The sequence below is a fragment of the Loktanella gaetbuli genome (genome assembly GCF_020531945.1).
Lineage (GTDB): Bacteria > Pseudomonadota > Alphaproteobacteria > Rhodobacterales > Rhodobacteraceae > Loktanella > Loktanella gaetbuli.
Map to the genome: position 1 here is coordinate 36956 of NZ_JAJATZ010000003.1, position 12849 is coordinate 49804.

Here is a 12849-nt window from a genome sequence, read left to right on the forward strand (position 1 = left end):
ATATGACATGAACACCAGACCCCACGCTTGGTTCCCAAAAAATGTCAGGTTTTTTCCGCGGGCTGGATTTGAAGGATCGGAACCGGGCAGGGTCAGGGCGCGTTGGCAGTCATGAATAACATCGACGTGACTGAAACGCTCTTTGCCACCTTGAGCAATTACATCAACGGTCTGATTGCGGCATTGCCCCGGATCGGACTTGCGCTGGCGCTGATCCTGCTGACGTGGTGCGCTGTCGCCATCGTTCGGATGCTGATCGGCAAGTTTGGCCGCAGACTGAATTTGCGCCAGAACCTCAAGGACGTGTTCGCGCTCGTTGCCTCTACGGCAATCTGGTTGATTGGCATCCTGATTGCGCTTGCCGTCGTTTTTCCGTCCATCACCCCTGGCAAGGCACTGACGACACTGGGCCTTGGGTCCGTGGCGATCGGTTTCGCGTTCAAGGATACGTTCGAAAACTTTCTTGCCGGCATCCTGATCCTGCTGCGAGAGCCTTTCAGTATCGGCGATTATATCGAGGTCGACGGGCATGAAGGCCGGATCGAGGACATCACGATTCGGGACAGTCGGGTACGTATGACCGATGGCCAGCTGATCGTCATGCCGAACCATACGCTGTTTTCGAACCCTGTGACCGTGCGCACCAACCGGGATCTGCGCCGGACGACGGTGATGTGCGGCGTGGCCTATGATGCTGACGTGGACGAGGCGCGCAGCGTCATCACGCGGGCGGTCAAAAACGTGGAAACCGTCCGGGACGACGTCAAGGATGTCCAGATTTTCGCGCAGGCCTTTGGTGCGTCATCCATTGATTTCGAAGTGACCTGGTGGACTGGATCGCGGCCAATCGACATTCGCACCAGCCGTGACCAGGTCGTCGGCGCAGTCAAACGTGCTCTGGACGATGCGGGCATCGAGATCCCGTTCACCTACCAGACGCTGACATTCAACGAGCCCCTCCAGATTGAACAGATTGCGACAGCACAGCCCGAAAAGGCGCAGGGATAAATGGCCGCCGTGCCAGGACGCGCCCTGGTCCGCAAGCTGCTGGATGATGTGCGCGCCAGCTACTGGGCTGTGCCATCAGGTTTCGTCATCGCGGCACTGATCCTGGCATTCGGCATGGAATGGATCGACCGCAACGCACAAGATCTGCCATTCGCGCTACCCGATGCATGGATTGACACGCAGGGCGACGGTGCCCGCCAGACCCTTGCCACCATGGCGACCGCGATCATCGGTGTGGCCGGGGTCATGTTTTCGATGACACTGGTCGCCGTCAGTTTCGCTGCTGATACCTTTGGGCCGCGATTGATCGGAAATTTCATGCGGGATCGCGGGACACAGATCAGTTTCGGTCTGCTGTTGGGCGTCTTTACCTACAACATGTTCATCCTGCGCGCGATAAAAGGGCCGATAGACGGCCAGGCACCGTTTGTTGCGCAATATGCCATGGTGGTTGCAATGGTGCTGATGGTGATCGCCATTTTTACGATGATCTACTACGTCCACCATGTCCCCGAGACGATCAACGTATCGAACATCGCCTCTGATCTGGGGCATCGTTTCGGCCGCGACATTCGCCGGCTGATCGAGACCCGCCCGACAATCGAGGTCGAACAGATTTCACCGCGCACCGACCAGATCACGACTGATTTGCACTTGAAAACAGCCGGTTACATCCAACAGATGGACGTGGCCGCACTGAACGAACAGGCGCAGAGCCATGACTGGCTGATCGACGTGATGCACGCCCCCGGGACCTTTATCAGCCCCCATGTGTCGGTGGCGTCGGTGAAATCGTCAAAGGCGCTGACGGACTCACAACTCCAGGGGCTGCGCGACGCCTTTGCGACGGGAAACGCCCGCACCGAAGATCAGGCGACGCCATTTATCGGCGATCAGCTGTGCGAGATGATTGCGCGCGCGCTGTCGCCGGGGTTCAATGATCCGTTCACCGCGATGAACTGCCTGAACTGGCTGCATGCAGGACTGATGGACGGGCTGCTGTACAAGGGCGGACTACATCCAATCACGCCACAGCGGGTCGCGATCCATCATACCGATTTCGGCGACCTTCTGGGGCCGTTCGAACGCGCGGCCCCCTATACGGTCACGGACCGCATGGCGCGATTGCGGCACCGCGAACTTGCCCAGTCATTGATCGCACGGATGCCATCCGACCATGCCCAGCGACACGGGCTGGACCGGCTGGTCAGAACGCTCGACCAGCCGGAAGAGGATATTACTGTCTAAGCGCATCCTGCGGGTCGATGGTGTCGATCCCCAATGCAGCGCCAACTGCGGCATAGGTGACCTGACCCGCGTGCACGTTCAGGCCCGCCAGCAGATGCGGATCGTCACTGCAGGCCTGCCGCCACCCCTTGTCCGCCAGCGCCAGCATGAACGGCATCGTGGCATTTCCCAGCGCGATGGTGCTGGTGCGGGCAACCGCGCCCGGCATGTTGGCGACGCAATAGTGCATGATCCCATCCACATCATAGATCGGGTCTTGATGTGTCGTTGCCCGCGATGTCTCAAAGCAGCCGCCCTGATCGATCGCCACGTCGACCAGAGCCGCCCCCGGCTTGAGATCAGCAAGCTGCGCACGACTGATCAGCTTGGGCGCAGCGGCGCCGGGAATGAGGACTGCACCGATAATCATGTCGGCCTGCATCGCCAGTTCGATCGTGTTGCCCGCGCTGGCAAACCCGGTTTTGAACACCCCGGCAAAGGTGTCATCCAGATAGCGCAGACGCGGTAAGGACCGGTCCAGGACCGTCACATCCGCACCCATGCCAGCGGCAATCCGCGCGGCCTGCGTTCCGACGACCCCGCCACCGATGACGGCAACGCGCGCGGGTCCGACACCCGGCACACCACCCATCAGAACGCCCCGGCCACCGTTTGCCTTTTGCAGGGTCCAGGCACCGACTTGCGGGGCCAGCCGACCGGCGACTTCGGACATGGGGGCCAGCAGCGGCAAGCCGCCGTTGCGATCCGTGACGGTTTCATATGCGATGCAGGTCGCTCCCGACGCGATCAGGTCCTGCGTCTGTGCCGCATCAGGCGCAAGATGCAGGTAGGTGAACAGGATCTGCCCCTCGCGCAACATCTGGCGTTCGCCCGGCTGGGGTTCCTTTACCTTTACGATCATATCCGCTGCGGCAAAGACGTCGGCCGCGTTTGCCGCGATCTGGGCACCTGCCGCGATGTAATCAGCGTCACTGAAACCCGCACCAACGCCTGCCTCTGTTTCGACGGTGACTGTATGACCGTGCAACACCGCCTCGTGCGCTGCATTCGGCGTCAGGCCGACGCGGAACTCTTGGGGTTTGATTTCTTTGGGGCAGCCGATGTGCATGAGGGACTCCACTGTTTGCATTTGCCACACTGTCGCGCCGCGCTTGCGGAAATTTGTCGAATTCATTACCGCTGATAGCGATCACATTTGTAAAATTGTGCGTCTTGACGCATTATTTCAGGACGTTTTTGCGCATGACGGATTTGGACGCGACAGATCTTCGGCTGATGGCGGCATTGCAGCGCGATGGCCGCATGACGAATGCGGAACTGGCGGACAAGGTGCACCTGTCCGCTTCGGCCTGCCATCGCAGGGTGCAGCGTCTGGAAAAACTGGGGGTGATCGGCGGATACGTCGCAATCGTGAATGCACGCAACATCGGCCTGTCGACCACGGTATTTGTCGAAATCACACTGTCCGGGCAGGCCGATGAACTGCTGGACGCATTCGAACGGGCCGTGCGTCTGATCCCAGATGTGTTGGAATGCCATTTGATGGCAGGATCAGCGGACTATCTGCTGAAGGTGGTCGCGCGCGACACCGAGGATTTCGCCCGCATCCACAGACAGCATCTGGCGCGCCTTCCCGGCGTCGCGCAGATGCAGTCAAGTTTCGCGTTGCGGACCGTCAGATCAACGACAGCCCTGCCGATCTGATCAGCCTGCGTTTAGCGTCTCGGTCGACGAAAAGAACATCGCCTGTGCGACCGCTGAACGTACCTGTTCCTCGGTGTAGGGCTTGGCGATCAGGAAGGCAGGCTCTGGCTTGTCGCCCGTCAGCAGCCGCTCTGGGAAGGCCGTGATGAAAATCACCGGCATGTCACCAAACGTCTGCAACAGCTCGTTCACAGCGTCGATGCCCGAAGAATTGTCTGCCAGTTGGATATCCGCAAGGATCAGATCCGGCTTTTCCGACGTGCCCAGTTTGACAGCGCCCTCGTGGGTGCGAGCGATGCCAGTCACCTTGTGGCCCATGTCGGACACCAACGCCTCGAGATCCATCGCAATGATTGCCTCGTCCTCGATAATCAGGATGCGGCCCGCGATGCTGTCAGCCATTTCGCGATGTGCCACGCTGACCAGATGTTCCGCTTCGGCCTCGTCGATCGACATGATGTCGGCAATCTCGGCAAAGGAAAATTCTTCGATTGTGTTGAGCAACAGCGCCTCGCGCGTGTTTGTCGTCAGCTTTGCCAGATGCCGCAGGGCTGCACCTTCGATGCCGACGGGGCTTTCGCCCGGGCCGGACAGGTCGGTGCTGGACCACATCATGTGCAGCGTCTTGAACAAAGCCGATTTGGCCGAAATCTGCATGTCGAAAATGCTGCGATCTTCCAGAATGGCCTCGAGCGTGGCAGCCGCATAGGCGTCACCACTCGATTGCGATCCGGTCAGTGCCCGCGCGTAGCGACGCAGATAGGGGAGATACGTCCCAATTGCGGTTGTGATATCCTGGTTGGCAGACGCGCTCGCCATATATTATTCCAATCTTGTCCCTGTTCGTGGGAACCTAACGCGCTGTGGCGCGTTTGGGTTCCGCAAGCAATTGCAGAAACCAAACATAAAGACGGTCTAACCAATGTCCAACGACCCAAGCAGCGAAAAAGCGCGACAGCAGATCGACGAGAATCTAAAGCGCGTTTTTCAGGCTCAGGAAGAAGCTGAATTGCCTGACCGTTTCAAACAGCTTCTCGAACAGCTCAAGGCGCAAGACAGTCAAACCGGTGATGCATCGTGAACACCGATCCACGCGACGAACTCGTGATCCATCTTCCTGCATTGAGGGCCTTTGCGATTTCGCTCACGCGGAATGGTGCGACGGCTGACGACATGGTGCAGGATACCGTGGTCAAGGCATGGACGAACATCGACAAATACGAAGCGGGCACCAACATGCGCGCCTGGTTGTTTACGATCTTGCGCAACACGTTCTATTCCAGTCGACGCAAGGCAAAGCGTGAAGTTGCTGATGTCGACGGCATTTTCACCGAGAACATGGCTGAAAAACCGGCCCATGACGGCCACTTGCAGATGGCGGATTTCCAGACGGCCTTTGCCAAATTGCCTGACGAACAACGCGAGACCTTGATATTGGTCGGTGCATCAGGCTTTTCCTACGAAGAGGCCGCAGAAATGTGCGGCGTGGCTGTCGGAACGATCAAGAGTCGGGCCAACCGGGGGCGCAAGCGCTTGGCAGAGCTGATGTTTCTGGACGAGGATGGCCCCGTGGAACTGACCGACAAGGCGACTGTCGCGGTCGTCAGCAGCAATGGCAGCTCTGCATTCTGATGCCCCAGGGGCGGCCGGATAGCGAGGAATCGTTTCGGTTCCTCCGCGGGCTTCCGTTTCGCGTCGTCGCATTCCTTTCGCTTGCTCTTTTGCCGATCGGCATGTTGGCCATCTGGCAAACAAAAGACCTGGACGAGACCCTGCGCGAACGCACCGAACTGAGCCTGATCGCGCGGACCGAACTTGGATCTTCGGGTGAACGCCGCGCAATCCAAAGCGGGATCGGGTCCGCATCTGCCATCGCGGAAATGTATCCAGAGCTGATTGGCGATCCCGAACGATGCTCTGCCGCCGTCAGCCGCTTGGTCGAAAACAGTCCGATCTACAGTTTTATCGGCTTCGTGCCGGTTGGTGCGCCGATCCTGTGCTCGTCCTTGCGCACCCCGATCAGCGAAGAGCTGATCGACGAGGAAATTCGGTCACGTTCTTCATCGGCGGTGCAATCTATCGTGCCGCTTGGTGATATCACCGGCAATGGGCGCAGTTTCGCGGTCTTGCTGCAACCGATCCTGAATGATGCCACCGTTGTAGGGCAGGTCGCGATCGCCATTCCAACCGATGTTCTGACCCAGCAGCAGGACATGACGATTGATGATCAGCCGTTGTCGATGGTGATCTACAACCAGGCCGGCGATGTCATTTCCACCCAGGGCGAACCGCTGGACCCGGCCGTTGTCAGATCGCTTGTCGAACCCCAAAAAAACGGATCGATCTTTGACCCGCAGCGGCGGGTCGTGCGCAACCAGAGACCTGACGGTCATCATCAGGTTCTGACGACCGCTTCTCTGATCCCGGGTGTGGCCTATGCCGTCGGCAGTTGGGATCCCTCCCATGCGGGACTGCAACCTCCCGGAACGGTGCTGCCGACATTTTCGCTGCCGGTTCTGATGTGGTTCGCCAGCCTGCTGGTCGCCTATTTTGCCGTCCACCGCCTAGTCGTCGCCCCCATCCGGGACCTGCAAAAGCGCATGCGGCTGTTTGCCGTGAACAGGTCGTTGCCCAACACCAACCAGATGGAACGCCTTCCGACGGAATTGTTCGAACTGGAAAAAACCTTTGGCAACATGGCCTACGACCTCATGGATGACGAGGCCCGCATGGAAGATTCCTTGCGTGAAAAGAACGTCCTGCTCAAGGAAATCCACCACAGGGTCAAAAATAATCTTCAGATGATCTCTTCGATCATCAACATGGAAATCCGCGCCAGTGACGATAATTTCGCACGCAACACGCTCAAGCGACTGCACGCCCGGATCATTGGCCTCGCGACCGTGCACCGTCTTTTGTACAAGAGCGATAACCTCGGACGTGCAGAGGCCGAACCACTGATGCAAGAGGTGTCGAGCACGCTGTTCGACGCGCTGTCCGCCACCCATCCAAAGGCGGATACGCGGCTGACCTGTGACACCTTTAGCCTGATCCCCGATCAGGCCGTTCCCATGTCATTGTTCATCGGCGAAACTGGCGCGCAGGCCGTCCGCGACATGCCGGTGCCGACTGCCGAAAATCCCGGTTTTCTACATATCAGTCTCAAGATCGTGTCGCCCGGCACTGCGCTCATCATTTGCCGCAGCCCCTACGTCGTAAAGCCGGACCATCGGGCGACGACCGAAGTAAAGACCGGGGCGCAATTGATGCGGGCCTTTGCGATGCAGCTTGGCAGCGACTTCGAGACGACAGAAAGTGACGGCATCCGAACCCGGACACTGTCATTTGCAATCACATCGAACATTCCGGACGCACTGGACTACTGAGTGAAGCGCGACGATGTGTTGCATGATCGCCTCTGTGCACTGTCACAAAAACTTTAACTGGTATTGGTCGGAACAATCCATTTGCCGCTGGGTTGGGTCGTATCGGATTTATGAGGCAGATAAATGAGCACCGAAGTTTTCTTGGCAGGAATGGCCGCTGTATTGCTTGCAGCCATCCTGATTCATGCGATGACGCGCCTTCCAAAGGACGACACTGACGACGACAGTGCCCACGTGCGAAACAGCGTTAGCCCGCAGGGTGCCCGTCGCAAGTAGACACTGCACGTCTGCACCACGAAAAAAGCCTGCCACGTGGCAGGCTTTTCGTTTTTTAGCGATAAGAGGGCGACTTACTTGCGCAGGCTGTCGCGGATTTCCAGCAGGACATCCAGTTCGGACGGGCCGGTTTCCACCTCGGGTGCGATATCGTCAGGCTTTTCCGAAACAGCCTTGAGACGGTTCACAGCCTTGACCAGCATGAACACGACAAACGCGATGATCAGAAAATTGATGCAGGCCGTGATAAAGGCACCATAGGCAAAAATGGCTGCACCTGTTTCGCGCGCAGCATCAAGGCCCGTGCCTGCGGCGACATCACCAGACAGCACGACGTACATCGACGTGAAATCTACGCCACCCAGCACAAGGCCGATGAACGGGTTGATCAGATCCGCGACCAGCGATGAAACGATTGCCGTGAACGCAGCACCAATGATGATACCGACCGCCAAATCCATGACGTTGCCCTTGGCGATGAAATCTTTGAATTCCTGAAGCATGTGCCGTTTTTCCCCAAACCTTATGCGGCGTTGTGCCGCAATTCCCGGATGCCAAAGACGATTAAAAGCCGTTCTAAAAAAAAGATAGCTTTTTCTACACGAAGCTGACGAAACCTAGAAATTTGCGCACGACAGGCCACAAAACAACGGGGATGGCGGTCAATCAGGCAGCGTCCCATTCAGGACGTAGGTCAAAATTTCAACTACCTGTTTCGGTGTCTCGACGACAGCCAATGCAGCTGCGTCCACCTCTTTCAGGGCATGCTGATGGTCCGGGCCATGCATCACGATCAGCGATTTGCCCAGCGCTGCGGCCATGCCTGCATCGAATGCCGCATTCCACTGTTTGTATTGATCGCCGAACCGAACGACGACGATGTCCGCGCTTTCGATCCCCTTGCGGGTGCGAATGGCATTCAGTTTCGCACCCTTGTGATCGTGCCAGAATTTCTGGTCCTCTGCCCCCATGATGGCCACACCGCAATCGTCAGAGGCGGCGTGATCCGTCACCGGCCCGGCAAACGTCACGTCAAGATCAGCGGCAGCCGCGGTGATCTGGTCACGCCAGTCAGTATGGATTTCGCCGGACAGATAAACTTTCATCATATTACCCTCTTCAGCTGCGCAATGCGCCGCCTGTTGCCTTGGTGACCTTGGCCACGATCTGTGCGCCGACAGCCTCGATCTGCTTGTCGGTCAAGGTCGCTTCGGTCGGCTGCAACCGCACCGTGATCGCAAGCGATTTCTTGCCCTCGCCCAGATTGCCGCCAATGAATTCGTCGAACAGACGTACCTCTGCGATCAATGCCTTGTCCGCGCCGGCCGCCGCATTCATCAGCGTCTGCGCGGGAACATCCGCATCCACGACAAAGGCAAAATCACGTTCGACCGCCTGCAAATCGGTTGCCGCCAGCGCCGCGCGCGTGTTGGTTTTAGAGCGCGGAAGGGGAACTTCGGCAGGGAACAGCGTGAACCCGACAGCCGGCCCCTTGATCCCCATATCGGACAGCACCTTTGGGTGCAGCTCTCCGAAGATACCCAGAACCTTTTTCGGTCCCAGACAGATCTGGCCATGGCGACCAGGGTGGAACCAGTCTGGCCCATCCCGCATCACCTGGGTTTTCGCAGGCGCACCGATGGCCGCAAGGATCGCCTCGGCATCGGCCTTGGCGTCGAACAGGTCCACCGGGCGCGATGCGCCGAATGTATCACGGGGACCGGTGCGCCCGATCAGGATACCCGTCACGCAGGGCGATTGTTCACCCGGTTCGCCACCGGCAAAAATATCACCGACCTCGAACAGGGCCATATCGGCGATCCCGCGCGTCTGGTTACGTGCCGCGGCCTGCAACAGACCCGGCAGCAACGCGGGGCGCATGTGCGACATTTCGGAACTGATAGGGTTTTCCAGACGTGTGGCATCCGACCCGCCACCGAACATCGCGGCAGAGGCTGCATCGATAAAGCTGTAGGTCACGCATTCGTTGTAGCCCAGCGCCGCCGCCGTACGGCGCGCCGCCTGTGCACGGGCCTGCTGTGGCGTCAGAACCGGTTTCGGCACGCCGGGCTGGGTGCGTGGCAACGGTTTTCCCTGCAATTTGGTCAGCGACGCGATGCGTGCCACCTCTTCGACCAGATCAGCCTCGCCCTGCACGTCAGGCCGCCAGCTGGGTACATGGGCCTGATCCCCGTCCAGAACGAACCCCAACGCGGTCAGGGTCTGTCGCTGCGTGTCGGCCGGAATATCCATACCCACAAGGCTGATGACACGGTCGGTATCCAACCGATAGCTGCGCGCCACGTCAGGCGCGGCACCAGCGGTCACCATGTCGCTGACCTGACCACCGACCGTGTCCACGATCAACGCACAGGCATGGTCCAGCCCCTCTGGCGTGAATGCAGGATCAATTCCGCGCTCGAACCGGTAGCGGGCATCGGAATTGATCCGCAAGGCGCGGCCTGCATAGGCAATCTGCACCGGGTCCCAATAGGCGCTTTCGACGAAAACGCGGGTTGTGTCGGCGGTGCAGCCTGTCGCCTCGCCGCCCATGATGCCGGCGATGCTGACGGGTCCGTTATCGTCAGAAATCACGATCTGACCTGCGGACAGCGTATAGGTCTTGTCATCCAGCGCGACGATCTCTTCGCCACCCGATGCACGATGAACACGCAGGTCGCCAGAGACCTTGTCCGCGTCAAAGACATGCAACGGACGGTTCAGGTCGTAGGTGTAGAAATTCGTCACATCCACAAGGAAACTGATCGGACGCAAGCCGATGGAGGTCAGGCGTTGCTGCAACCACGCGGGGGACGGGCCATTGGTCACTCCCTCGATCAGACGACCACAAAACACGGGACACCCATCCTGCGTATCATCCGCGATCGACACACCGACTGCCGGGGCACCGTTGCCCTGCACGGCAGGGGCCGCAAGCGGGCGCAGCTTGCCGATCCCGCGTGCCGCCAGATCACGCGCCACGCCGCGCACGCCCAGCGCATCGGGACGGTTTGGGGTGATCGCAATTTCGATGACCGGATCGACCCGCGCGGGATCATGCTGGGCCAACCAATCGGCAAAGCTTTGTCCGACCTCGCCCTGCGGCAGTTCGATGATGCCGTCATGCTCTTCGGACAGTTCAAGCTCGCGCTCGGACGCCATCATGCCGAAACTTTCGATGCCGCGGATCTTGCCCACGCCGATCGTGGTGTCGATCCCGGGGACGTAGACGCCCGGATGCGCCACGACGACGGTGATCCCCTGCCGCGCATTCGGCGCACCACAGATGATCTGCTGCAATCCGTCCCGCGTTTCGACCTGACAGACGCGCAACTTGTCCGCGTCAGGGTGCTTTTCCGCCGAAGCCACGTATCCGATTGTAAAGTCGCGCAGGCGTTCGGCCGGATTTTCGATGCCTTCAACCTCGAGCCCGAGATCGGTCAAGGTCTCCGCAATCTCTTCGACAGAGGCATCGGTGTCCAAATGGGTTTTCAACCACGACAAAGAAAATTTCACGCACCCGGTCCCTTGTTTGGCGACATATCGCGTCGTCCTAGCCTATTGCGCCGCAGGGGAAAAGTGCCGTGCCATCAAACACCGGCCAGCGTGAAAGATCCGCATATGTGATGGATGGCGCGGCTACAGCGTGAACGCAGCGCGAAACGCCTCCAGCGCGGCCTCCTCCTCGCCTTTGGCAAAGGCTTCGAGCGCGACAGGGCCTGCATATCCCATGCGGTGCAGTGCCTCGGCCACGGCCTTGTAGTTCACTTCGCCCGTGCCGGGCTCGAACCGGCCCGGATTGTCGGCCACCTGAACTTCTCCGATCCAGGGCAGGCATTTTTCGCACCAGCGGATCAGGTCACCCTCGCCGATCTGGGTATGATACAGGTCCAGATTGATGCGCAGTTGCGGGCGGTCGATCTGCGACACAAGTGCCAGGACATCAGCCGTCGATCCGAACGGACAGCCCGGATGATCAAGCTGGTTCAGATTCTCCAGCGTAAAGACGACATCATGGCTTTCCGCCAGATCGCAGACGCGATTGAGCGTGTCACGCGCCTTGAGCCACATTGCACCGGTTGTCACGTCGTGCTGCCAAATCGGGATACCGCCATCACCCAATCCGGTGCCATGCAAGTTCAACCTGTCCACGCCCAGCCGCTTGCCGATCTGCACCGTTTCAAGGGCAGATTTCAGCAACATGTCGGCCCCCTCGTCATCGGCCAGACGCCCTTCGAGGTAGCCGTTCATGATCGTGAAATCGGCCCCGGTCCGTTCCAGCGCGTCGATATCCCACGCGGGCCAGTTCCACAGCCCGACGCCGAAACCCATTTCGTGCAGCTTGGCCGCACGCCAGGCAATCGGCCTGTCCTGCCAGAGCATTTCCGCACATGCGGCCAGTTGAAACCCTTCAGTCATTTCAGGCATCCCTCTCCATGATCCACGCGACTTCGGGGGCTGCGACGAACCGCCATTTGCGCAGCGGTCCCGCCATTACATTCAGGTAGTACATCTCGAACCCATAAGGTGCGCCGCAAGGATGATGCCCACGCGGGACCAGAACCACGTCACCGTCGCTGACGGCCATCGTTTCATCCAGCAGGCCGTCGTCCGTATAGACCCGCTGAACGCCAAACCCGTTGGCCGGATTCAGACGGTGGTAATAGGTCTCCTCGAGATAGGTGATCCGCGGAAAATCGTCCTCGTCATGGCGATGGCTGGGGTAAGATGACCAATGGCCGGCCGGGGTGAACACCTCTGTCACCAGCAGGCTGTCGCAGAAATCCTCGTTTTCCATGGCGATGTTGTTGATGTGGCGTGTGTTTGTGCCCTTGCCACGTTCGGTCAGCGTGATGCCGTCAGGTCCGATCCGGCGCGCGACATGGCCGCCGATCCCGGGGGCAGAGCAAACGGCAATGACGCAATCGGTTTCGGCCTTTGCCTCCCAGGCGGTACCATTGGGCAGATACAGGCAATGCGGCGGCGTTTTCTCGAATACGTCCATTCGGTCGCCCAGCACACCCCAGTCCTGTCCCGCGCCGCTCACCGCTGCCTTGCCTTCGACCATCACCAGAATGACCTCGCGGTCACCCGTCGCCTCGGCTGCGGTGTCACCGGCACGCAGCCGGTACAAAGAGAACCCGACATAACGCCAGCCCGCGCTATCGGGTGTGATCTGATGCACCTTACCACGGGTTCCGAACGGTTTTTTCAGCAGGTCAGCCAT

13 protein-coding genes are annotated in these 12849 nt (G+C 59.3%); 6 read left to right on the forward strand and 7 right to left on the reverse strand.

Translation table 11 applies throughout. The annotated features are described in order from the left end of the window. Positions 1-111 precede the first annotated feature (111 nt). A complete protein-coding gene (locus LGQ03_RS06725) occupies positions 112-1008 on the forward strand; it encodes a mechanosensitive ion channel family protein (protein WP_090158325.1) in 897 nt (298 codons plus the stop codon). Beyond that, positions 1009-2256, forward strand: a complete 1248-nt coding sequence (locus LGQ03_RS06730) for a DUF2254 domain-containing protein (RefSeq protein ID WP_226747779.1) — start codon at positions 1009-1011, stop codon at positions 2254-2256. It begins immediately after the preceding gene. Here LGQ03_RS06730 and ald read toward each other — a convergent pair. Further along, positions 2246-3364, reverse strand: a complete 1119-nt coding sequence (gene ald / locus LGQ03_RS06735) for an alanine dehydrogenase (protein WP_226747780.1) — start codon at positions 3362-3364, stop codon at positions 2246-2248. The genes LGQ03_RS06730 and ald overlap by 11 nt on opposite strands. 134 nt (positions 3365-3498) lie before the next feature. Here ald and LGQ03_RS06740 point away from each other — a divergent pair, with 134 nt between their 5' ends. Next, positions 3499-3960, forward strand: coding sequence for an Lrp/AsnC family transcriptional regulator (locus LGQ03_RS06740; RefSeq protein WP_226747781.1), 462 nt, complete (start codon positions 3499-3501; stop codon positions 3958-3960). Here the strand turns inward: LGQ03_RS06740 and LGQ03_RS06745 are convergent, their stop codons facing one another. Then, the gene (locus LGQ03_RS06745) at positions 3961-4779 is read right to left on the reverse strand and encodes a response regulator (RefSeq protein ID WP_056030466.1); all 819 of its coding nucleotides are present in this window, start codon (positions 4777-4779) and stop codon (positions 3961-3963) included. Between the two features lie 103 nt (positions 4780-4882). On the opposite strand from LGQ03_RS06745, the gene LGQ03_RS06750 reads away from it, so the two are divergent. From LGQ03_RS06750 to LGQ03_RS06760, 3 genes are all read left to right on the forward strand, one after another. Continuing rightward, positions 4883-5041, forward strand: coding sequence for a NepR family anti-sigma factor (locus tag LGQ03_RS06750; protein WP_090158322.1), 159 nt, complete (start codon positions 4883-4885; stop codon positions 5039-5041). After that, entirely contained in the window at positions 5038-5592 is a 555-nt protein-coding gene (locus tag LGQ03_RS06755) for an RNA polymerase sigma factor (RefSeq protein ID WP_371260057.1), read from the forward strand. The genes LGQ03_RS06750 and LGQ03_RS06755 overlap by 4 nt, the downstream gene beginning before the upstream one ends. Before the next feature lie 101 nt (positions 5593-5693). Next, positions 5694-7346: a sensor histidine kinase gene (locus LGQ03_RS06760; protein WP_226747782.1), complete on the forward strand. Its 1653-nt coding sequence runs from the start codon at positions 5694-5696 to the stop codon at positions 7344-7346. Positions 7347-7696: 350 nt separating this feature from the next. Here LGQ03_RS06760 and mscL read toward each other — a convergent pair whose 3' ends face one another. The 5 genes from mscL to iolB all read right to left on the reverse strand — a co-directional run bounded on the left by mscL (position 7697) and on the right by iolB (position 12849). Then, positions 7697-8125, reverse strand: coding sequence for a large conductance mechanosensitive channel protein MscL (gene mscL, locus LGQ03_RS06765; RefSeq protein WP_090158319.1), 429 nt, complete (start codon positions 8123-8125; stop codon positions 7697-7699). A gap of 159 nt (positions 8126-8284) precedes the next feature. Beyond that, complete coding sequence (locus LGQ03_RS06770; protein WP_226747783.1) at positions 8285-8731, reverse strand: YtoQ family protein; 447 nt, start codon at positions 8729-8731, stop codon at positions 8285-8287. Between the two features lie 10 nt (positions 8732-8741). Next, positions 8742-11138 (reverse strand): phenylalanine--tRNA ligase subunit beta, encoded by a 2397-nt coding sequence (gene pheT, locus LGQ03_RS06775; RefSeq protein WP_226747784.1) that lies wholly within the window; start codon positions 11136-11138, stop codon positions 8742-8744. 123 nt (positions 11139-11261) lie between these two features. Continuing rightward, the gene (locus tag LGQ03_RS06780; protein ID WP_226747785.1) at positions 11262-12041 is read right to left on the reverse strand and encodes a TIM barrel protein; all 780 of its coding nucleotides are present in this window, start codon (positions 12039-12041) and stop codon (positions 11262-11264) included. Position 12042: 1 nt separating this feature from the next. Beyond that, entirely contained in the window at positions 12043-12849 is an 807-nt protein-coding gene (iolB, locus tag LGQ03_RS06785; protein WP_226747786.1) for a 5-deoxy-glucuronate isomerase, read from the reverse strand.

What these genes read in the sequence shown, in the direction of transcription:
- LGQ03_RS06730 (WP_226747779.1), top strand. Translation starts at nt 1,009, where the DNA reads ATGGCCGCCGTGCCAGGACGCGCCCTGGTCCGCAAGCTGCTGGATGAT.
- LGQ03_RS06750 (WP_090158322.1), top strand. Translation starts at nt 4,883, where the DNA reads ATGTCCAACGACCCAAGCAGCGAAAAAGCGCGACAGCAGATCGACGAG.
- ald (WP_226747780.1), bottom strand. Translation starts at nt 3,364, where the DNA reads ATGCACATCGGCTGCCCCAAAGAAATCAAACCCCAAGAGTTCCGCGTC.
- LGQ03_RS06745 (WP_056030466.1), bottom strand. Translation starts at nt 4,779, where the DNA reads ATGGCGAGCGCGTCTGCCAACCAGGATATCACAACCGCAATTGGGACG.
- LGQ03_RS06725 (WP_090158325.1), top strand. Translation starts at nt 112, where the DNA reads ATGAATAACATCGACGTGACTGAAACGCTCTTTGCCACCTTGAGCAAT.
- mscL (WP_090158319.1), bottom strand. Translation starts at nt 8,125, where the DNA reads ATGCTTCAGGAATTCAAAGATTTCATCGCCAAGGGCAACGTCATGGAT.
- iolB (WP_226747786.1), bottom strand. Translation starts at nt 12,849, where the DNA reads ATGGCTGACCTGCTGAAAAAACCGTTCGGAACCCGTGGTAAGGTGCAT.
- LGQ03_RS06770 (WP_226747783.1), bottom strand. Translation starts at nt 8,731, where the DNA reads ATGATGAAAGTTTATCTGTCCGGCGAAATCCATACTGACTGGCGTGAC.
- LGQ03_RS06760 (WP_226747782.1), top strand. Translation starts at nt 5,694, where the DNA reads ATGTTGGCCATCTGGCAAACAAAAGACCTGGACGAGACCCTGCGCGAA.
- LGQ03_RS06740 (WP_226747781.1), top strand. Translation starts at nt 3,499, where the DNA reads ATGACGGATTTGGACGCGACAGATCTTCGGCTGATGGCGGCATTGCAG.
- LGQ03_RS06780 (WP_226747785.1), bottom strand. Translation starts at nt 12,041, where the DNA reads ATGACTGAAGGGTTTCAACTGGCCGCATGTGCGGAAATGCTCTGGCAG.